At 72.6% G+C, this 17737-nt stretch carries 20 protein-coding genes; 13 read left to right on the top strand and 7 right to left on the bottom strand.

Annotated features, from left to right (window positions below; all coding sequences use genetic code 11):
• Window positions 1–17: 17 nt before the first annotated feature.
• Window positions 18–1262 (bottom strand): hypothetical protein, encoded by a 1245-nt coding sequence (locus HD595_RS27315; protein ID WP_253773823.1) that lies wholly within the window; start codon window positions 1260–1262, stop codon window positions 18–20.
• A 175-nt stretch (window positions 1263–1437) separates the two neighbouring features.
• On the opposite strand from HD595_RS27315, the gene HD595_RS27310 reads away from it, so the two are divergent.
• Window positions 1438–1992, top strand: a complete 555-nt coding sequence (locus HD595_RS27310) for an RNA polymerase sigma factor (RefSeq protein WP_253773821.1) — start codon at window positions 1438–1440, stop codon at window positions 1990–1992.
• Window positions 1989–3143: a CU044_5270 family protein gene (locus HD595_RS27305; RefSeq protein WP_253773819.1), complete on the top strand. Its 1155-nt coding sequence runs from the start codon at window positions 1989–1991 to the stop codon at window positions 3141–3143. The genes HD595_RS27310 and HD595_RS27305 overlap by 4 nt, the downstream gene beginning before the upstream one ends.
• Window positions 3144–3210: 67 nt before the next feature.
• On the opposite strand, the gene HD595_RS27300 is transcribed toward HD595_RS27305, so the two are convergent.
• On the bottom strand, window positions 3211–4137 hold the full coding sequence (locus tag HD595_RS27300) for a LysR family transcriptional regulator (protein WP_253773818.1): 927 nt from the start codon (window positions 4135–4137) through the stop codon (window positions 3211–3213).
• A gap of 232 nt (window positions 4138–4369) precedes the next feature.
• On the opposite strand from HD595_RS27300, the gene HD595_RS27295 reads away from it, so the two are divergent.
• The 4 genes from HD595_RS27295 to HD595_RS27280 are packed head-to-tail and all read left to right on the top strand — an operon-like array spanning window position 4370 to window position 8024.
• A complete protein-coding gene (locus HD595_RS27295; RefSeq protein WP_253773816.1) occupies window positions 4370–5260 on the top strand; it encodes an ABC transporter substrate-binding protein in 891 nt (296 codons plus the stop codon).
• A gap of 2 nt (window positions 5261–5262) precedes the next feature.
• Window positions 5263–6108 (top strand): amino acid ABC transporter permease, encoded by an 846-nt coding sequence (locus HD595_RS27290; protein ID WP_253773814.1) that lies wholly within the window; start codon window positions 5263–5265, stop codon window positions 6106–6108.
• A complete protein-coding gene (locus HD595_RS27285) occupies window positions 6105–6869 on the top strand; it encodes an amino acid ABC transporter ATP-binding protein (protein WP_253773812.1) in 765 nt (254 codons plus the stop codon). Before HD595_RS27290 ends, HD595_RS27285 begins: the two co-directional genes overlap by 4 nt.
• Window positions 6870–6890: 21 nt before the next feature.
• Complete coding sequence (locus HD595_RS27280; RefSeq protein WP_253773810.1) at window positions 6891–8024, top strand: NAD(P)/FAD-dependent oxidoreductase; 1134 nt, start codon at window positions 6891–6893, stop codon at window positions 8022–8024.
• A gap of 10 nt (window positions 8025–8034) precedes the next feature.
• Here HD595_RS27280 and HD595_RS27275 read toward each other — a convergent pair whose 3' ends face one another.
• The 3 genes from HD595_RS27275 to HD595_RS27265 form a co-directional block, all read right to left on the bottom strand.
• A complete protein-coding gene (locus tag HD595_RS27275) occupies window positions 8035–8505 on the bottom strand; it encodes a cellulose binding domain-containing protein (protein ID WP_253773808.1) in 471 nt (156 codons plus the stop codon).
• 129 nt (window positions 8506–8634) lie between these two features.
• Complete coding sequence (locus HD595_RS27270) at window positions 8635–9378, bottom strand: YqjF family protein (RefSeq protein ID WP_253773806.1); 744 nt, start codon at window positions 9376–9378, stop codon at window positions 8635–8637.
• Entirely contained in the window at window positions 9375–9563 is a 189-nt protein-coding gene (locus HD595_RS27265) for a hypothetical protein (RefSeq protein WP_253773804.1), read from the bottom strand. The genes HD595_RS27270 and HD595_RS27265 overlap by 4 nt, the downstream gene beginning before the upstream one ends.
• A gap of 160 nt (window positions 9564–9723) precedes the next feature.
• On the opposite strand from HD595_RS27265, the gene HD595_RS27260 reads away from it, so the two are divergent.
• The 6 genes from HD595_RS27260 to HD595_RS27235 all read left to right on the top strand — a co-directional run bounded on the left by HD595_RS27260 (window position 9724) and on the right by HD595_RS27235 (window position 14250).
• The gene (locus HD595_RS27260) at window positions 9724–10242 is read left to right on the top strand and encodes a toxin-antitoxin system HicB family antitoxin (RefSeq protein WP_253773802.1); all 519 of its coding nucleotides are present in this window, start codon (window positions 9724–9726) and stop codon (window positions 10240–10242) included.
• Window positions 10243–10274: 32 nt separating this feature from the next.
• Window positions 10275–11180: a DUF4097 family beta strand repeat-containing protein gene (locus tag HD595_RS27255; protein WP_253773800.1), complete on the top strand. Its 906-nt coding sequence runs from the start codon at window positions 10275–10277 to the stop codon at window positions 11178–11180.
• 31 nt (window positions 11181–11211) lie between these two features.
• A complete protein-coding gene (locus HD595_RS27250; RefSeq protein ID WP_253773798.1) occupies window positions 11212–12177 on the top strand; it encodes an ATP-binding cassette domain-containing protein in 966 nt (321 codons plus the stop codon).
• Window positions 12174–12977, top strand: coding sequence for an ABC transporter permease (locus HD595_RS27245; RefSeq protein WP_253773796.1), 804 nt, complete (start codon window positions 12174–12176; stop codon window positions 12975–12977). Before HD595_RS27250 ends, HD595_RS27245 begins: the two co-directional genes overlap by 4 nt.
• Window positions 12974–13480, top strand: coding sequence for a DUF1707 SHOCT-like domain-containing protein (locus HD595_RS27240; RefSeq protein WP_253773794.1), 507 nt, complete (start codon window positions 12974–12976; stop codon window positions 13478–13480). Before HD595_RS27245 ends, HD595_RS27240 begins: the two co-directional genes overlap by 4 nt.
• A 194-nt stretch (window positions 13481–13674) precedes the next feature.
• Window positions 13675–14250 carry a hypothetical protein gene (locus HD595_RS27235; RefSeq protein ID WP_253773792.1) on the top strand — a complete coding sequence of 192 codons (576 nt, stop codon included), beginning with the start codon at window positions 13675–13677 and terminating at the stop codon, window positions 14248–14250.
• A gap of 100 nt (window positions 14251–14350) precedes the next feature.
• Here the strand turns inward: HD595_RS27235 and HD595_RS27230 are convergent, their stop codons facing one another.
• Entirely contained in the window at window positions 14351–15361 is a 1011-nt protein-coding gene (locus HD595_RS27230) for a BtrH N-terminal domain-containing protein (RefSeq protein WP_253773790.1), read from the bottom strand.
• A 95-nt stretch (window positions 15362–15456) separates the two neighbouring features.
• Entirely contained in the window at window positions 15457–17004 is a 1548-nt protein-coding gene (locus HD595_RS27225) for an FAD-dependent monooxygenase (RefSeq protein ID WP_253773788.1), read from the bottom strand.
• Between the two features lie 70 nt (window positions 17005–17074).
• Between HD595_RS27225 and HD595_RS27220 the strand changes: the two genes are divergently transcribed.
• Complete coding sequence (locus tag HD595_RS27220) at window positions 17075–17662, top strand: TetR/AcrR family transcriptional regulator (protein WP_253773786.1); 588 nt, start codon at window positions 17075–17077, stop codon at window positions 17660–17662.
• Window positions 17663–17737 lie beyond the last annotated feature (75 nt).

Raw genomic sequence — 17737 nt, 5'->3', positions numbered from 1 at the left:
CTCACGGGGGAAGCGGCTCAGCCCGTGTAGTCGGTGGCGTGGGTCTTGCCGTCCGGCCAGAGGTACTTGCCGTTGTCGGCCGTCGTGTAGGCGCGGTTGTCGTCGCCCGTGCGGGCCTGGACGAGGTTGCGGCGCCAGGTGGAGCCACGCGCCTTGCCGCCCCAGATGCCGCCGTACAGGAAGCCGTAGAGCTGTTCGAGCTCGGCCGAGAAGACGTTGTCGGTGACGGTGATGTTCTTGGCGTTGTTCTTCACGCCGATGGACAGCGCGTAGCCCCAGCCCGAGACGTAGTTGTCCGTGACCGAGATGTGGTCGTACACGCCGTCGCCCTGCAGGGCCAGGGCGTTGGTGTTGCCCAGGGAGGCCAGGGTGTTGTGGCGGACGATCATGGGGCCGCCGTTGCCCTCGCTCTGCGGGCCTATGCCGTCGTGGTGGTATTCGTCATGCGACGTATCGGCCATGTCGTGGATGTAGTTGTTCGTCCACGTGGACGGGCGGCCCGGGAAACCGGTGACCATGATCATGCCCGCGTTGCCCCAGATGTCGTTGTGGTCCATGACGGCCACGGCTTCCTTCATCGTCGTGGCGAGCTGCCAGGACTTCCCGAAGGGCGTGCCCGGCTTGGTGGGGGACGACGAGACCGTGCCGTCGTTGCCGGGCGGCATCTTGTAGGAGCTCGGCTTGAACGTCGAGTAGAGGAACTTGATGTTGTTGTCCGAGTAGATCTGGACGAGGTTGTCGTTGGGGTTGGTGCCTTCGAACAGGCACCCGACGAACGTGAGGTTGTCGCCGTAGATCATCACCTTCACGGCGAGGAAGCGCTTGAAGGAGATGACGCTGTTGTCAGGGAACTCCAGCCGCAGCGGCTTGTCGGCTCTCATGCCCTTCGCGTAGTCGGTGAGCTTGCCCGGGTACGCGCCCAGGCCGAGCCCTCCGGCGTTGGCCGGGGTGTGGGCGTAACCGGTGTTCGAGAAGTCCGGCCAGTAGCCGGAACCGTCGTTGGGGCGGGCGCCGATGGCGCTGACGGCCTTCTCCGCGCCCACCGTCCGTAACTCGCCGCCGGGGACGACGCTCGTGGACAGGGCGGCGAGGCACGCGAGGGCGACGGCGGCGGACAGGCAGCTCCGGACCAGCGCGCGGGCGAGCCGGAAGCGCCGGCGGTCTTCGGTGCCTTGCGGGGATGATGTCTTGATGTCGTGCTCCGAGATGGTCGGTACTGGCTCCGCCCCCGCCGTGCGGCGGCGGAGGCGATGCTTCGGCACCACGTAGTGTGCCGGGGAGGCCCGATGTTTCGGGCGGTTTCTGATGACCACATGGCGCAGCCGAAAAGTGCCTCACCGTGATCACGGGCTGAGAGTTTCAGGTCAGACGTAACGAGCGGAAGGTCCGCACCACTACCTGATGTCAGAGAACGCACCCGATCGAAGGGGCTGGGTGGTGACGGACGATGCGCACCGGTTCACCGGTATGTACGACGAATGCCGACAACGGGTCTGGGCCTACGTGGTCAGCCGCGCGGGACGGCAGGTGGCCGACGAGGTGGTGAGCGAGACGTTCGCCATCGCCTGGAGGCGGCTGGACGACGTCCCGGAACACGCCCTGCCGTGGCTGCTCGGCGTCGCCCGCAACGTCCTGCGCGACAACGTGCGGGCCGAGGCCCGCAGGGAGGCGCTGGCCGCCGAGCTGCGGTGCTGGACCGAGGGCGACGTGGCCGACGAGGTGACCGAGCGGATGGGCCTGCTGCGGGCGCTGGCCGCGCTGCCGGAGGACGACCGGGAGATCCTCGTCCTGGTCGCCTGGCACGGGCTGTCCCCCAAGGAGGCCGCCCGCGTCGTCGGCTGCTCGTCGGCGGCCTTCCGCGTGCGGCTGCACCGGGCCCGCAAGCGGCTCAGGCAGGCCGTGGCCGGCGAACCGGCCACCGGACCGCGTCGCGGCGAGCCCGCCCAGCCGTCCCTGTCCCCCGTACGGAACCTCAGCGAGGAGTGGTCATGAACCTCATGGACGAGCTGCGGGCGGCGCGGCCCGCGCATCTCGGCGACCGGCCGGTGGACCCGCGCACCAGGGACGCCGAGCTGGCCCGCGCCATGGCGAGGCCGCGGCCGGCGCGGCGCCGGCGCGTGACGGTCAGGCCCGCGTGGGGTCTCGGCCTGGCCGGGGCGGCGGCCGCCGTGACCGCGGTGGTCGTGGTCGTGTCGGGGAACGGCACCGTGCCGACGCCACGGGGACCCGACGGCGGCCGTCCGGTCGCCGTCAGCCCCAGTACGGTGCCGGGGACGCGGGTGCGGCTGTCGGCCCGGGACGTCCTGCTGGCCGCCGCGAAGAAGGCCGACCGGCGCAGCGAGGGCGACGGCGCCTACTGGCACACGGCGTCGGTGACCCGTTCGGTCTACAGCGCGGCGCGGGGCGGCTACCGGGTCATGGACCTGCAGCGCAGCGAACTGTGGACGCCCGCCGCCGCCGGCGGCGAGCGGTGGGGGCGCGACCAGACGCTCGGGGCGCGCCCGGCCACCGAGGAGGACCGCCAGGCGTGGGAGCGGGCCGGCTCCCCCGGCGAGATCGACGTCGTGGTGCCGGGCAAGGCCGGCGGGCCCCTGAAGCTGAAGACCTCCGCCGGCAAGGCGCGGACCAGCCACGGCCCGCTGGTGGACGGCGACAAGGTGTTCTGGCTGGGCAGGAACGTCACGATGAAGGACCTGCGCGGCCTTCCGAGCGACCCGGGCGGGCTCAAGCGGTGGCTGCTGCGCTCGTACGACGGGCACGACACGGAGTCGTCCAGCGTCCCGATGGGTTCCGACACCTGGCTGTTCCGGGTCAGCGTGGGGCTGATCACCGACATGCCGGTGACGCCGCGGGTGCGGGGGGCGGCCTTCCGCATGCTCGCCGGCCTCGACACCGTCAAGGTCATCGAGAACGTCGTGGACGGCGAGGGCCGCCAGGGCACGGCGGTCGCCGTGGAGGAGCGCGTCAAGGGCTCCGGCGTGCTGGAGCACCGGCTGATCCTCGACATGGCGACCGGCCAGGCCCTCGGCATCCAGAGCGTCGTGGTCGAGCCCGGGGGCCGGCGGGCGGACTTCGAGCCCGGCACGGTGGTCGGCTCCACCACCGTCCTGGAGGCGGGCTGGACCGACGCCAAGCCCTCCTGATCCCGGCTCAAGGGCCCCGCCGGACCGGGTGGTGCGGCGGGGCCGTGGATTCACCGGTCACCCCGGCTCACACGGCGACGGGGAGGTCCGTGCGCAGGTGCAGGGACTCGGCGGCGTTGATGAGCATGGTCGTGGCGTGGCCGAGCAGCGGATTGGGGTCGGTGGCGCGGCACACGGTGAAGACGCGGCGCACGTGGGAGGTGTCGCCGAGCCGGAACACGCACACGTCGTGCGACTCGATCATCGCCAGCTCCGGCACGATCGCCACCCCCAGCCCCTTGCGGACGAGCTCGAACGGCAGGTTGTAGTCGTTGGTGCGGAACAGCACGTCGGGGTCGAAGCCGCTGGCCGCGCAGATGTGCGACAGGTTGAGCGCGGCGTCCATGCCCTCGGTGTAGGAGATCCACCGCTCGTCCGACAGCTCCCGGAACTGGATGCGCTTGCGCCCGGCCAGCCGGTGGCCGGGCGGCACGAGCACGTAGAGCGGCTCCTCCATGATCAACGTCATGGTCAGGTCCTTCGGCCAGGTGTGCGGCACCATGCCGTACTCGAAGACCACGGCCAGGTCGAGCCGCCCCTCGTTCACCGCGGGGATGGTCCGGTGCGGGTCGCCTTCCTCGTACCGGATGTCCACGTTGGGGCGGTCGCGGAGGAACTCGGCCAGGACGGCGGGCACCAGCCGGAACCCGGCGGACCAGAAGCTGCCGAGCCGCAGCCTGCCCCGGTGGGTGGTGGCGAAGGAACGCATCTCCTCCTCCGCCGCCTCCAGGTCGGCCAGCAGCCGGGCGGCCTTGCGGGCCAGCTCGGCCCCCGCCGCGGTGGGCCGGACGCTGCGCGGCAGGCGCTCGAACAGCTGCACTCCCAGGGCTCGCTCCAGCGAGGAGACCTGCTGCGAGATGGCCGACGGCGTGAACCCGAGGCGTTTGGCGGCCGTCCGGAGCGAGCCGGTGGCGACCACTTCGCGGATGGCCTGCAACTGGACCGGGGTGAGCATCGCCCCAACTTAACAGTCCGGCCACTTGCATCACCAGATCGCCGGCCACCGGAGGGCCCCGCGATCGCTCAGCAGCAACGACAGGGCTGGTGAGATCGGCGAAAAGGATAAGGAGGAGTGAACAGCATGTGCACCAACGCGCATGCTCCATCACCTTGTCGGATCTGAACGGACCCCCAATATTGGTGTGCACGGAACGTAGCACCAAGCCCGAGAGGGGGTGTCCTGCGCGATGCGGTTCACCCAAGCAGCCGCCGCATTCGGCCTGGCGGGACTCCTGTCCCTGACCGCCTGCTCCGGAGGCGACGCCGCTTCCCAGGCGGCCGCGCCGGCGCAGCAGAAGAGTCAGGAACTCCACGACCTTCTGCCCGACAAGATCAAGAAGAGCGGCACGCTCAACGTCGCCGCCGGTCACAACTATCCGCCGCTGGTCTTCCTCGGCACCGACAACAAGTCGGTCGTCGGCCTGGAACCCGAGCTCATGAAGGCCGTCGGCCAGGTGCTCGGCGTCGAGGTGACCTTCAGTCAGGCCAGCTTCGACAGCCTCATCGCCGGCGTGCAGGCGCGCCGGTACGACCTGGCCATCCAGGCGATGCTCGACAAGCCGGAACGCCGCGAGAAGGTCACCTTCGTCGACTACTTCAAGACCAGCAGCTCGCTGCTCGTCCAGGACAAGGACGCCCAGGCGATCACGTCGCTCGACGACCTGTGCGGCAGGACGGCGGCCGTCGAGCAGGGCACCGCCCAGGCCGACGACGCCGAGCAGCAGAACAAGAAGTGCACGGCGGCGGGCAAGCCCGCGGTCAAGGTGCTGGTGTTCCCCGACACGGTCGGCTGCCTGCAGGCCGTCTCCACCGGCCGGGCCAACGCCTTCATCGGCGGCACCCCCACCATCACCTACCAGGCCGAGCAGTCCGGCGGCCGGATGAAGCAGGTGGGCGAGCCGTACCGCTTCCTGCCGTACGGGATCCTCGTCAACAAGGAGGACCAGAACCTCTCCAAGGCCGTGCAGCAGGCGTTGCAGAAGCTGATGGACAACGGCTCCTACGCCAAGATCCTCGCCAAGTGGAAGATGTCGCCGGGCGCCCTCGACCAAGCGGTGATCAACGGCGGCGAGTCGTGACCGTGAGCCAGCAGACGGCGCGCCCCGCCGCCCGGGCGGAGATCCAGGCCGTGCCGCTGCGCCATCCGGGGCGCTGGGTGGGCGCGGGCGTGCTCGGCTTCGTGGTGATCTTCCTGGTGCAGGGCTGGGTGGCCAACCCGCGCATGCAGTGGGAGGTGGTCGGCGAGTACCTCTTCTCCCCGGCGGTCCTGAGCGGGGTCGGCACCACGCTGCTGCTCACGCTGCTCGCCATGGTCGTCGGCATCGCGGGCGGCGTGGTCCTGGCCGTGCTGCGCATGTCGCCCAACCCCCTGCTGTCGTCGCTGAGCGGGTTCTACATCTGGGTCTTCCGCGGCGTGCCGCTGCTGGTGCAGTTGCTGTTCTGGTACTTCCTGTCCGCGGTGGTGCCGACGATCGGGCTGGGCGTGCCCTGGGGCCCCACGTTCGTGCAGTTCGACACCAACATGATCATCACCCAGCTCACCGCGGCGGTGCTGGGGCTCGGCCTGCACGAGGCGGCCTACATGGGCGAGATCGTGCGGGCCGGCATCGCCTCCGTCGACCCCGGCCAGACGGAGGCGGCCCACGCCCTGGGGCTGACCCGCGCCCAGACCCTGCGGAAGATCGTCCTTCCGCAGGCCATGCGGGTCATCATCCCGCCGACGGGCAACCAGGTGGTCTCCATGCTCAAGACCACCTCCCTCGTCTTCGCCATCGCCGTACCGGAGCTCCTGACCTCGATCCAGGGCATCTACTCCAGGAACTTCCAGCAGGTCCCCCTGCTCACCGTGGCGTGCTTCTGGTACCTCGTGGCCACGACCGTCATGAACGCCGGTCAGCACTACATCGAACGCAGGTTCAGCAGATGACGACCCTCGTCCGCGCGGAAGGCGTGCACAAGCGTTACGGGACGCTCGACGTGCTCAAAGGCATCGACCTGGAGCTCGCCGAAGGGGAGGTGCTGGCGCTGATCGGCCCGTCCGGGTCGGGCAAGTCCACCTTCCTGCGCTGCGTCAACCACCTCGAACGCATCGACGCCGGCCGCCTCTACTTCCGCGACCGCCTGATCGGCTACGAGGAGCGCGGCGGCAAGGCGTACGAGCTGCCCGACCGGGCCATCGCCGCCCAGCGGGTGGACATCGGGATGGTCTTCCAGCGCTTCAACCTCTTCCCCCACATGACCGCGCTCGAGAACGTCATGATGGCGCCGGTCATGGTCAAGAAGGAGCCGAAGGCCGAGGTGCGCGAGCGCGCCCACGCCCTGCTGGCCCGGGTGGGCCTGGCCGACAAGGCGCACAGCCGTCCCGACCAGCTCTCCGGCGGCCAGCAGCAGCGCGTCGCCATCGCCCGCGCCCTGGCGATGCGGCCCGGCCTCATGCTGTTCGACGAGCCGACCTCGGCCCTCGACCCCGAGCTCGTGGGCGAGGTCCTGGACGTCATGCGCGACCTCGTGCGCGCCGACGGCATGACCATGATCATCGTCACGCACGAGATGGGATTCGCCCGCGAGGTGTGCGACACCATCGTCTTCATGGACGACGGCGTCGTCGTGGAATCCGGCCCGCCGGCCTCCGTGCTCGGCGACCCCCGGCACGAGCGCACCCGGGCCTTCCTCAGCAAGGTTCTCTGACCCCGAAGGGTGGATACCCACGTGTCCCGCGTCATCGTCCTCGGCGCCGGAGTGCTCGGCGCCTCCGTCGCCTACCACCTGGCCGTCGCCGGGGCCCAGGTCGTCGTCATCGAGGCCGGCGGCCCCGCCGCCGGCACCTCCAGCGCGACCTTCTCCATGGACGTCACCCATCTGAAGACCCCGCGCGCCTACTACGAGCTGAACCGCGCCAGCGCCGCCCTGCACGCCACGCTGGCCGAGGAGCTCGGGGGCCCGTCGTGGCGGCACCCCATGCCCGCCATCCAGTGGGGCGACAGCGAGGAGAGCCGGCGGGGGCTCAGGGAGCGCGCGGTCCGCCTGATGGCCTGGGGTCACCCCTGCCGCATCGCCGACCCGTCCGAGCTGCGCGAGCTGGCCCCCGACGTCGATCCCGCGGCGTGCACGGCCGACGAGCTCGTGGTCCACGACCAGAGCGCGTGGTACGACGCCCCGCTGTTCGTCCAGCGCCTGCTCGACCGGGCCGCCGAGCTCGGCGCCGACATCAGGTACGGTCTGCGGGCGCACGCGCTGATCCGCGACGGCGACGCCGTCACCGGCGTCGAGACCGGCACGCGGCGCTGGGAGGCCGACTGGGTGGTCAACTGCACCGGCCCGGACGCCGACCGCGTCGCGGCGCTCGCCGGCACCGACCTGCCCATGACCCGGATCCCCGGGCTGGTCGGGGAGAGCACCCCGATCCCGGGCCTCCGGCTCGGCGCCATCCTGGCCACGCCCGAGGTGGACCTGCGGCCCGCCCCCGGCGACCGGATCTGCTCCATCTCCTGGCCGGTCGACGCGCTGCTGGCGGGCCAGGACGACGACGCCCTGGCGGGGCGACTGCACGCCGGCGGCCAGCGCGTCCTTCCCGCGCTGCGCGCCGCCCGGCTGGCGGGCGTCCGCCTCGGCGTCCGGCCCGTCCCGGCGGACGGCCTGCCGCTGGCGGGCACGCACCCCGGCGTCCCCGGCCTGTACCACCTGGTCACCCACAGCGGGGTCAACCTCGCGCCCGAGCTCGGCCGCCTCGCGGCTCAGGAGATCATCGGCGGGGACGGGCCCGGCCTCGCCGACTACCGCGTCACCCGTGGCGTCGCGACGTCCGTGAAGGACGAGAGCCTGACCCTCATGACCACGCGCTGAGCACCCGCCCCTACGTGCAGGTGATGCCGGACGGGCCGGGCGTGGACGGGCCGCCGGCCTGGAAGCCGAAGGCGGCCGACGCGCCCGGCGCCAGGCTCGTGGCCCAGCTCGGCGCCTTGACCGTCCAGGTGCCGCCCGACGGCGTGATGGTGGAGTTCCAGGCGTTGGTGAGGGTCACACCGGCCGGCGCCGTCCACGTGAGCGCCCAGTTGTTCCAGGTGGTGGTCCCGGTGTTGCGCACGGTGACGTCGGCGGTGAAACCGCCCTGCCAGGCGTTGGCGACCTGGTAGGTCACGCCGCAGGAGACGCCGGTGCCGCCCGTCGGCGTGGGGGTGGCGGTCTGCGTCGGAGTGGGGGTCGGGGTGGGGGTCGGGGCGGGGGTCGGGGCGGGGGTGGAGCCGTTCGAGGTGGTGTAGCTCACCTTGGTGTACGCCGCGCCGCACCGCGGGTCGCAGGCCGCCGGGAGCGTGAAGCTGTACACGCGCCCCCCCTGTCCGTGACGTCCCGCACCCGAACGAACCTCCCCGCGGGACGCCGGGCGGTCAAGCGGAGGTGGGCGCGAGCTGGGAGAACACGCCGGGAAGGCTGAAACTTTCAGCGAGGGGCCGCGTCACCAGCTCCACATGCCGACGCGCACCGGCACTCCCGGCGAGGCGTGCAGGACCGGGTCGCCGGCCGGCGCCGGCAGGCCGGCGGTCTGGAGCACGTTCTGGTCCAGGCCGGTCAGCTCCGCGTGCCGCAGCGGCCAGACGGGATGCTCGACCTCGGCGGCGGCCGTCCGTCCCGCCACGACGCTGAACAGCCGGTAGCGGGCGGTCAGGAAGTGCGCCAGCTCGTCGTCCTCCGCCTCGGCCAGCGCCGGGCCGACGCGCACGTCCACGTCGCACCGCACCCCGTCCGGTCCCGGCCACCGCCTGCGGCACCGGTACCGCCTGCGGTCGCCCTCGGTGCGCACCGACATGTCGGACCAGAAGTACGGCAGCCAGAAGCCGGCCCGCCCGCCCATCGCGGCCGCCAGCCTTCCGGCGTCCAGCGACAGGAACCAGACGCCGGGCCGGCCGCGCTCGTCGCGCACGTAGGTGCGGCAGTTCGTCTCCGGGAAGCTTGACAGCCACGGCAGCGTGGGAAGGCCCGGCGTCCGCACGTCGTCCATGCGGAACGGCGTCAGTCCCACCCAGGCCGTCCCGTCGAACGTCTCGACCGTCAGCGACTCCGGCACCAGCGCCCGCACCGCCTCGACCGGGTAGCGCCAGTGCAGGAACGTGATCTGCGACCAGCGGTGATACATCACCGGCCAGGCGACCCGCGGAGGGGGCGGGGCCTGGTGGCGAGCCGAATCGTCGCGTCGAGTCATGGACGTCGGGGCTTCTTGCCCATGGCCCGGCGGATGACGACGCGGGCGCGCGCCTCCGCCCGCCGGTCGGCGGGCGCCTTCTCGACCTCGTCGAACAGGTCTCTGATCATGCTGTGCTGGGCCAGCAGGAGTTCGATGACGTCCGTCTGGTCGGTCGTCTCCAAAGCCGTCTCGTGGGCCGTCATGGCAGCGCCTCCTCCGTGTCCGCGTCGGCTACCCGGCGGGAGGCGAGGCACGCCTTCGCACGCGCCCGACCGGAAGCCCGACCCGCAGTGACGCCACATGACGTCAAGCCAGTGCATGAAGACGGTTGTAATGACGTCAAAGTGGTGTCACTATGACGCCATGGATCTTTCGCCGTATGTCGATCACCTCCGCCGCGAGCTCGCGATCGCCGCCGGGGCGGGCGGCGAGGAGGCCCGGGCGCTGGCCGAACGCCTGGCCGCCACGCTGGAGTCGGCCACCCGGCTGGCGCTGCTGGAGGCCCTCTCGGCCGCCGCCGACGAGATCACCCACGACCTCGCGCCCGGCTCGGTCGAGGTGCGGCTGCGCGGGCGCGAGCCCGCCTTCGTCGTGACCCCGCCGCCGAGCGCCCGTCCCTTCGCCGACGAAGGCGAGATCGGGCCGCCCGCCCCGCCCCCGCCCCCGGACGCCGACGAGGGCGGGACGTCCCGGATCTCGCTCCGCGTCCCCGAGCACCTCAAGCCGCGCATCGAGGAGGCGGCCGCCCGCGACGGCCTGTCGGTCAACGCCTGGCTGGTCCGCGCCGTCTCCGCCGCGCTCGACCCCGGCGACGCCGCCCGCCGCTCCGGCCCGCCCCGGACCCGGCAGAGCGGCAACCGCTACAGCGGCTGGGTGCGCTGATGACCACGCCGACCCACGACAGGGGAACCGCAATGCCGACCTTCGACACCCCCGACCCCATCGTCGCCGTCCTCGACCTGGCGAGCGCCACCATCAGGATCGACGCGGGCGACCGCGCCGACACCGTCGTCGAGGTCCGCCCGAGCGACGAGCACAACGACGCCGACGTGCGGGCGGCCCGGCACACGCACGTCGAGTACGCCGACGGCCGGCTCCTGGTGCGGGCCGGCAAGGACCAGGCCGGCCCCGGCTCCGGCTGGGGACTGTCGCTCGACAAGCTCGTGGAGTCGCCCGCCGACTGGGCGCGTTCGCTGCTGCACGGCCCGGGCTCGATCGACGTGACGATCGGCCTGCCGGCCGGCTCCAGCGTCGACGCCAGGTCCGCGGCCGACCTGCGCTGCCGGGGGCCGCTCGGCGAGGTGTCGTTCACCTCGTCCTACGGCGACGTCCGGATCGAGCGGGCCGGCCGGCTCCGGCTGAAGAGCACCCACGGCGAGATCTCGGTCAGCCACGCGTCCGGGCCCGCCGAGGTCACCACGACCCACGGCGACATCCGCATCGGCGAGATCGACGGGACCGCCGCGGTCAGGACCTCTCACGGCGACGTCCGCATCGGCGAGGTGACCGGCGAGCTGCGGCTCAACAGCGCCCACGGCCACGTCACCGTCGACCGGGCCGGGGCCGGCGTCACCGCCCGGACGTCGTACGGCAGCGTGGAGATCGGCGAGGTGACGTCCGGCTCGGTCGTCATGGAGACCACCGGCGGCGGCCTGGAGCTCGGCGTCCGCGAGGGCACCGCCGCCTGGCTGGACGTGAGCTCCACGCACGGCACCGTGGACGTCTCCCTCTCCCCCGCCGACGCCCCCGCCCAGACGGACCGGACCGTCGAGGTGCGGGCCCACACCACGTACGGCGACATCGCCATCCACCGTTCCTGAACACCCGTTCCCGACGACCGAGGAGATGGTCATGCCTGACGCGATCACAGCCGAGGGGCTGGTCAAGAAGTACGGCGAGGTGGCGGCCCTCGACGGGATGGAGCTGGCCGTCCCGGAGGGGACGGTGCTCGGACTGCTCGGCCCGAACGGCGCCGGCAAGACCACCACGGTGCGCATCCTCACCACGCTGCTCCGGCCGGACGCCGGGCACGCCACGGTCGCCGGGTTCGACGTCGTCCGCGACGCCGCCCGGCTGCGCGCCCACATCGGCGTCTCCGGCCAGTACGCCGCCGTGGACGACCACCTCACCGGCGCCGAGAACCTGGAGATGGTCGGCCGCCTCTACCACCTCGGCGCCGGCCACAGCCGCCGGCGCGCCCGCGCGTTACTGGAGCGCTTCGACCTCACCGAAGCGGCCGACCGCCCCGTGCAGGGCTACTCCGGCGGCATGCGACGCCGGCTCGACCTGGCCGGCGCGCTGGTCGCCGCCCCGCCCGTGCTGTTCCTCGACGAGCCGACCACCGGGCTCGACCCGCGCGCCCGGATCGGCCTGTGGGACGTCATCGCCGAGCTCGTCGCGGAGGGCACCACCGTGCTGCTCACCACCCAGTACCTGGAGGAGGCCGACCGGCTGGCCGACCGCATCGCGGTGGTCGACCACGGGCGCGTGATCGCGCTCGGCACCGCCGACGAGCTGAAGCACCAGGTCGGCGGCGAGCGCGTCGAGCTCTCGCTGGCCGACGCGGCGGGCCTGGAGGACGCCGCCCGGACGCTGGCGCCGCTCGCGGCCGGCGACCTGCGGATCGACGCCGCCGCCCTCCAGGTGACGATCCCGGTCGCCGACGGCGTGGCCGCGCTCACCCGCGCGCTCGGCCGCCTGGCCGCCGAGCGGATCACCGTACGCGACGCCGGCCTGCGCCGGCCGACCCTGGACGACGTGTTCCTGAGCCTCACGGGACACCAGGCCGACGAGAAGACCGAGGAGAGCGTCCGATGAACGCCGTGCAGCTCGCCGTCGCCGACGGCATGACGATCGCCAGGCGCAACGCCCTGAAGATCCGCCGGGCCCCCGACCTGCTGGGCGGCGTGGTCATGCTCCCGATCGTGTTCGTGCTGCTGTTCACCTACGTCTTCGGCAGCATGATCAGCCTGCCCGGCATGTCGTACGGGGAGTACCTGCTGCCCGGCATCTTCGTCATGACGATCGTCACCAGCGCGCAGATCACCGGCTACACGCTGACGCAGGACCTCCAGAAGGGCGTCTTCGACCGGTTCCGCACCCTGCCGATGTCGCCCTCGGCGGTGCTGACCGGCCAGACCGTCAGCGACGTGATCATGAACGTGACCAGCATCGTCACCATGGCACTCGTGGGGCTGCTCGCCGGGTGGCGCGTCCGCTCCTCCCCGGCCGAGGCCGCCCTGGGGTTCCTGATGCTGCTGCTGTTCGCCTACGCCTTCTCCTGGGTGACGGCCACGGTCGCGCTGGCCCTGCGCACGCCCGAGGTCTTCAACAACCTCGCGACCATCCTGTCGTTCCCGCTGGTCTTCCTGTCCAACGCGTTCGTCGACAGCTCGCGCCTGCCGGGGCCGCTGAAGGCGGTCGCGGAATGGAACCCGGTCTCCACGCTCGTCCAGGCCGCGCGCGAGCTGTTCGGCAACACCAGCCCGGCCCTGCCCGTGCCCGCCGCCTGGCCGCTGCGGCACGCGGTGCCGGTGTCGCTGTTGTGGTCGCTCCTGCTGCTGGTCGTGTTCGTGCCGCTGGCCACGCGGCTGTACCAGAGGGCCGTCAGCCGATGAACGCCCTTCCCGACGTGGACCGCGAGCGGGCGGTCGAGCTGGTCCAGCAGGCGTACGCGGACGGCCGGCTCGACCCCGCCGAGCTGGAGCGGCGGCTCGAACGCGCGCTCACCGCCACCTCCGCCCGCGACCTGGAGCCGGTGGTCGCCGACCTGCCGGACGAGGTGGTCCGGCTCACCACCACCGGCGGGCGCGTCACGCGGGCGGGCGACTGGCAGGTCCCGCGCCGGCTGATCGTCGACTCCGAGTACGGCGGAGCCCGGCTCGACCTGTCCCGGGCCCACGTCCCGTACGGGCGGGTGGACATCGAGCTCCGGCTCACCTACGGCGGCGCGGTGATCATCCTGCCCGCGGGGGCGAGCGCGAACACCGACGGCGTGCGCACCGCGTGGGGCCGCGTGGCCTGCAAGGCGCCGGGCCGCCCCCGCCCGGACACGCTCCACGTCCGGGTCACCGGAGAACTCACCTACGGCCGCCTGACCGTCCGCGCCGCCCGAAGGTGACCCGGCTCCGGATCGCGGGCACACCCGGCTCCGGATCGCGGGCACACCCGGCAAACCGCCGCTCACGCCAAGACATGACAGATCACGGCAAACGGCGCCCTCATGTCGCGCGGCGGGCGCGGTGTTCCCGCCGTCCGGCGTCCACGATGCGATCACTGACGATGAGCCCCCGGCAGCCTGTAGGAGTTCCGGTCATGTCCCACATCCGCCGCCGCGGCGTGGCGACGGCGCTGGCCGTCGCGTTCGCGGCCACGGCGACCGCCGTGCCCGCCCGCGCCGACACCTGCGCGGCCTCGGTCAACTGCAACACCACGGTGACCTTCACCGTCAGCGCCGGGGCGGGGCTGCAGATCACGGTGCCGAACGGGCCGCTCAGCGTCGGCACCGGCAGCCCGGGCGGCACCATCAGCGGCCAGCTCGGCTCGATCACGGTCTCCGACCAGCGGGCCGCGGTCACCGCCACCTGGGTGGCGCAGGTGGTCGCGACCGACTTCACCACCGGCGGCGGCAGCGCCGCCGAGACCATCGCCAACTCCCGCGTCAGCTACTGGTCCGGCCCGGCCACCGCCACCACCGGCACCGGCACCTTCGTCCCCGGCCAGGCCAACGCCGCCTCCTCCGTGGTGCTCGACCAGACCCGCATCGCCTTCTCCAAGACCACCGGCTCGGGCAACAACTCCGCCACCTGGAACCCGACGATCGTCATCGACGTCCCCGCCCAGGCCGTGGCCGGCACCTACACCGGCGTCGTCCGCCACTCGGTCGCGTAGCGGGCCCGCCGGTCCGGGCCGGAGCGTCGGAGCGCGCCCGGGTGACTCGCTCCCCAGGCGGCTCAGGCCCCGGCGCCGGGGGCTTCGCTCCCGAGGCGGCTCAAGCCCCGGTACCGGGAGTCTCGCTCCCGAGGCGGCTCAGCGCCAGCATGGCCTCGCGCTCGACGCGGGAGAGGTCGCACAGGACGGCGCCCGCCTGTTCGAGGCACCGCGCGTCGCCCGACTCGCCGGCTTCGGCGATCAGCGCCGCGACCTCGGTCCACATCGCGGCCGCCTCGGCGTACAGCCGGTGGCCGGTGCGCAGGTGGCCGCTGTCGAGCAGCCCGGCGCACTCGGCGAGGAAGTCGCGGTAGAGGTTGCGGAACAGGGCGCCGCCGGTGCCGCCCCGCTCCATCAGCAGGGCGGCCTGCGGGAGGGCCCGCAGCGGGTCGCCGGCCCGCTGGAGCCAGGTGGGCACCAGCTTGCCGGCCTTGGCGATGCCGCGGTGGCCCAGGTTGGCGATGGGCGGGTCGAGGAAGGCGTCGGCGCAGGCGGTGATGGCGGGGACGATCCGCTCCCGCGGGGTGGGCATGCTCCCCGGGACGGTGAGGGTGAACGAGCGGTGCCTGGCGGTCATCGGGCCGCGCGCGGCGCGGGCCTCGGCGAGGCCGGCCAGGCTCGTGGACACCGCGCCGCCTTGCTGGTCGGTGTCCACCAGGTAGGCGTCGTGGTCGTCGTAGCCGTACATGGCGACGACATGACCGCCGAAGCGCACCTTCGACCCGAAGTAGTCGAGGTGGTAGCTGTCGAGCTGCAGCCCGACGGGGTGGCCGGCGTCGATGACGGCCGCCACGTTCTCCCACGCCTTGCGGGGCGAGCCGGTCTCCCGCACCACGAGCTCCAGCCGGAGCCTGGCGGCCAGGTTCTCGGTGAGCTCGAACGGCTTGACCCGTCCCCCGAGGAACGGGAAGTCCATGCCCTTGCTGTCCCAGTAGACGAAGGACAGACCGGAGCCGAGGCCGAAGAGCATGGGCTCGGACAGGTCCAGCCCCTGGTGCCGCAGCAGCACTCCCAGTGCCGACGTCTCGCAGTGCTGCGTACCGCGGGCGTCGATGTCCTTCACCTTGGTCATGCCCCTCATGGTGGACCCTCCCACGAGGGAAGAGTCCAACCACGCGCCGGAGTCGCGGGTGACGACCGTCCAGAGGAGGTCGCCCTGGCCGGCGGTCAGCCCGAGGACGTCCGCTCCGGGGTGAACCAGCGGGTGAGGGCCGCCTTCAGGCCGTCGGGGTCCTCACCCGCCCAGGCGACGTAGCCGTCGGGCCGGACGAGCAACGCGGGCGCCGGGGCGTCGTCGGCCGTCGCGGCCACGCGGCGTACCCGGTCGGCCCAGGGCTCCGCGGCGACGGCGAGGTCGTTCCCGCCGGTCAGGTCGAGGAGCAGGGGGCGCGCGTCGCGCAGGAGCTCGGCGAGACGCCGGGCGCGTCCGTCGCCGGTGATCAGGTCGAGGGGCGGCACGAACCAGCCGGTGGGCGCGGCGGGATGCTCCTCCCCCATGTCGTAGCGGACGTCGGCGCCCGCCATCAGGGCCGCCACCGCGCGCAGGTTCTCGGCGCTGCCGAGGAGCTCCGCGAAGAGCAGGCGCAGTGCGGTGACGCCGCCTCCGGGCGCCATGAGCGCGCTCGCGGCCCGGGTGTGCATGAGCACGCGTTCGCCGCTCGCGCGGCGCTCGCTCTCGTAGCTGTCCAGCAGACCTTCCGGGGCCTGCCCGCGCAGGGTGGCGGCGAGTTTCCAGGCGAGGTTGGCGGCGTCCTGCAGCGCCAGGTTCAGGGTCGGCCCGTGGCTCACGTGCGCGGCGTCCCCGGCGATGAGGACGCGCGCGGCGCGGTAGCGGTCGGCGAGCCGGAAGGTGCGGCCGCACAGGCGGCGCAGCATGGTGGGCGCGCCCTCGGGCGGCGCGGTCAGGGGCAGGCGCACGCCGAGGACCCGTTCGACGCTGTCCCCCATCTCGGCCAACGTCATCGGCGCGCCCGGCCCCGGGAAGTCGCCCGCGGGGTCGTCCTCCCATTCGGCCGTGTTGACCAGCGGCCGTTCCGGGTCGTGCGCGAGGAGCGTGAAGACCCCCCTGTCGGTGCGGTGGAAGTGCGCCGGGATCTCACCGAGACCGTCGATCACGACCCGTCCCCCCGGCACCGGCCGGATGCTGTCGCTCGGCCCGATCAGGGCCGAGCGGTCCACGACGCCGTCGTCGCCGTCGCCGGGGAATGCGATCCCCGCCTGCTTGCGGACCAGACTGCGGGCGCCGTCGCAGCCGACGAGATACCGGGTCGTCACCGTCGTCTCCGTCCCGTCCGCCGCGCGGACCACGACGTCGACCTGGTCGTCGGACTGGCCGAAGGACAGCACGTCCCAGCCGTGCCGGACGTCCGCGCCGAGTTCCGCCGCCCGCTCGTGGAGCACCCGTTCGAGATCACGCTGGTTGACCGGCAGGAGGTGCATCGGGTTGTCCGCGCCCAGCACGTGCAGCGGCAGCGGCATCCCGCCGAAGAAGAACCCGGGCGCGGGCGCCGGAACCCCGCGTCCCCCGCAGCGCTCGAAGAGGCCGCGGTTGTCCAGCAACCGCACGACCTGGCCGGTGAGGCCGTGCGCCTTGTCGGCCGGGTCGGGGTCCGGTCGCCGTTCCAGCACAAGAGGGCGGACGCCCGCGAGGCGCAGCTCGCAGGCCAGGAACAGGCCGGTGGGTCCACCGCCGACGATGACGACGTCGAACGTCATTGACGCATCCTTAAGGTACACAGCCGTATCTAATGGCGGCCACCGTAGATCAGCGCGATAAGATACGCAAGTGAATCTAAAACGCGGCGCATCCCGTCGGCGCGGTCCCGGACTCCAGGACGCGATCCTCGACGCCGCGTGGGACGTGCTGGTCGAGCACGGCTACCACGGCTTCACCTTCGAGGCGGTCGCCGCCCGCGCCGGCACGAGCCGCCCGGTGCTCTACCGGCGCTGGCCGCGGCGCGACGACCTGCTGCTGGCCACCCTCACCCGGTTCTGGCGGCCGATCGCGGTGCCCGACACCGGCAGCCTCCGCGACGACGCGATCGGTTTCCTGCGCAACGCCAACGCCGACCGCGCGCCCACGATCACGTTGCTGACCGTGCAGCTCGCGGACTACTTCCGCGACGCCGGCAGCAGCTTCGGCGAGCTGCGCGACACCCTTCTCCCGCCGGGGCGGGCGACCGCGTTCGAGACGATCGTCGCCCAAGCGGTCGGGCGCGGCGAGCTGCCCGACGTGGCCCGCTCGCCCCGCGTGGTGAACCTGCCGTTCGACCTGCTGCGCCATGAGCTGCTCACGACGATGCGCGCGGTGCCGGACGAGTCGATCGTCGAGATCGTGGACGAGGTGTGGCTCCCGCTCCTCGGCGCCGTGTGACACGGGTCGCATGTCACAGGCGGGCGGGCTGTCTCGTCCCGGGTGGCGGAGACAGACATGCGCGTCTGGAGAGCG

Origin of the sequence: Nonomuraea roseoviolacea subsp. carminata, assembly GCF_024172185.1 — a bacterium.
In the GTDB taxonomy this organism is placed as follows: domain Bacteria; phylum Actinomycetota; class Actinomycetes; order Streptosporangiales; family Streptosporangiaceae; genus Nonomuraea; species Nonomuraea roseoviolacea.
Note: the sequence above shows the minus strand (reverse complement) of the source record. Positions and strands in the feature narration are given on the sequence as shown.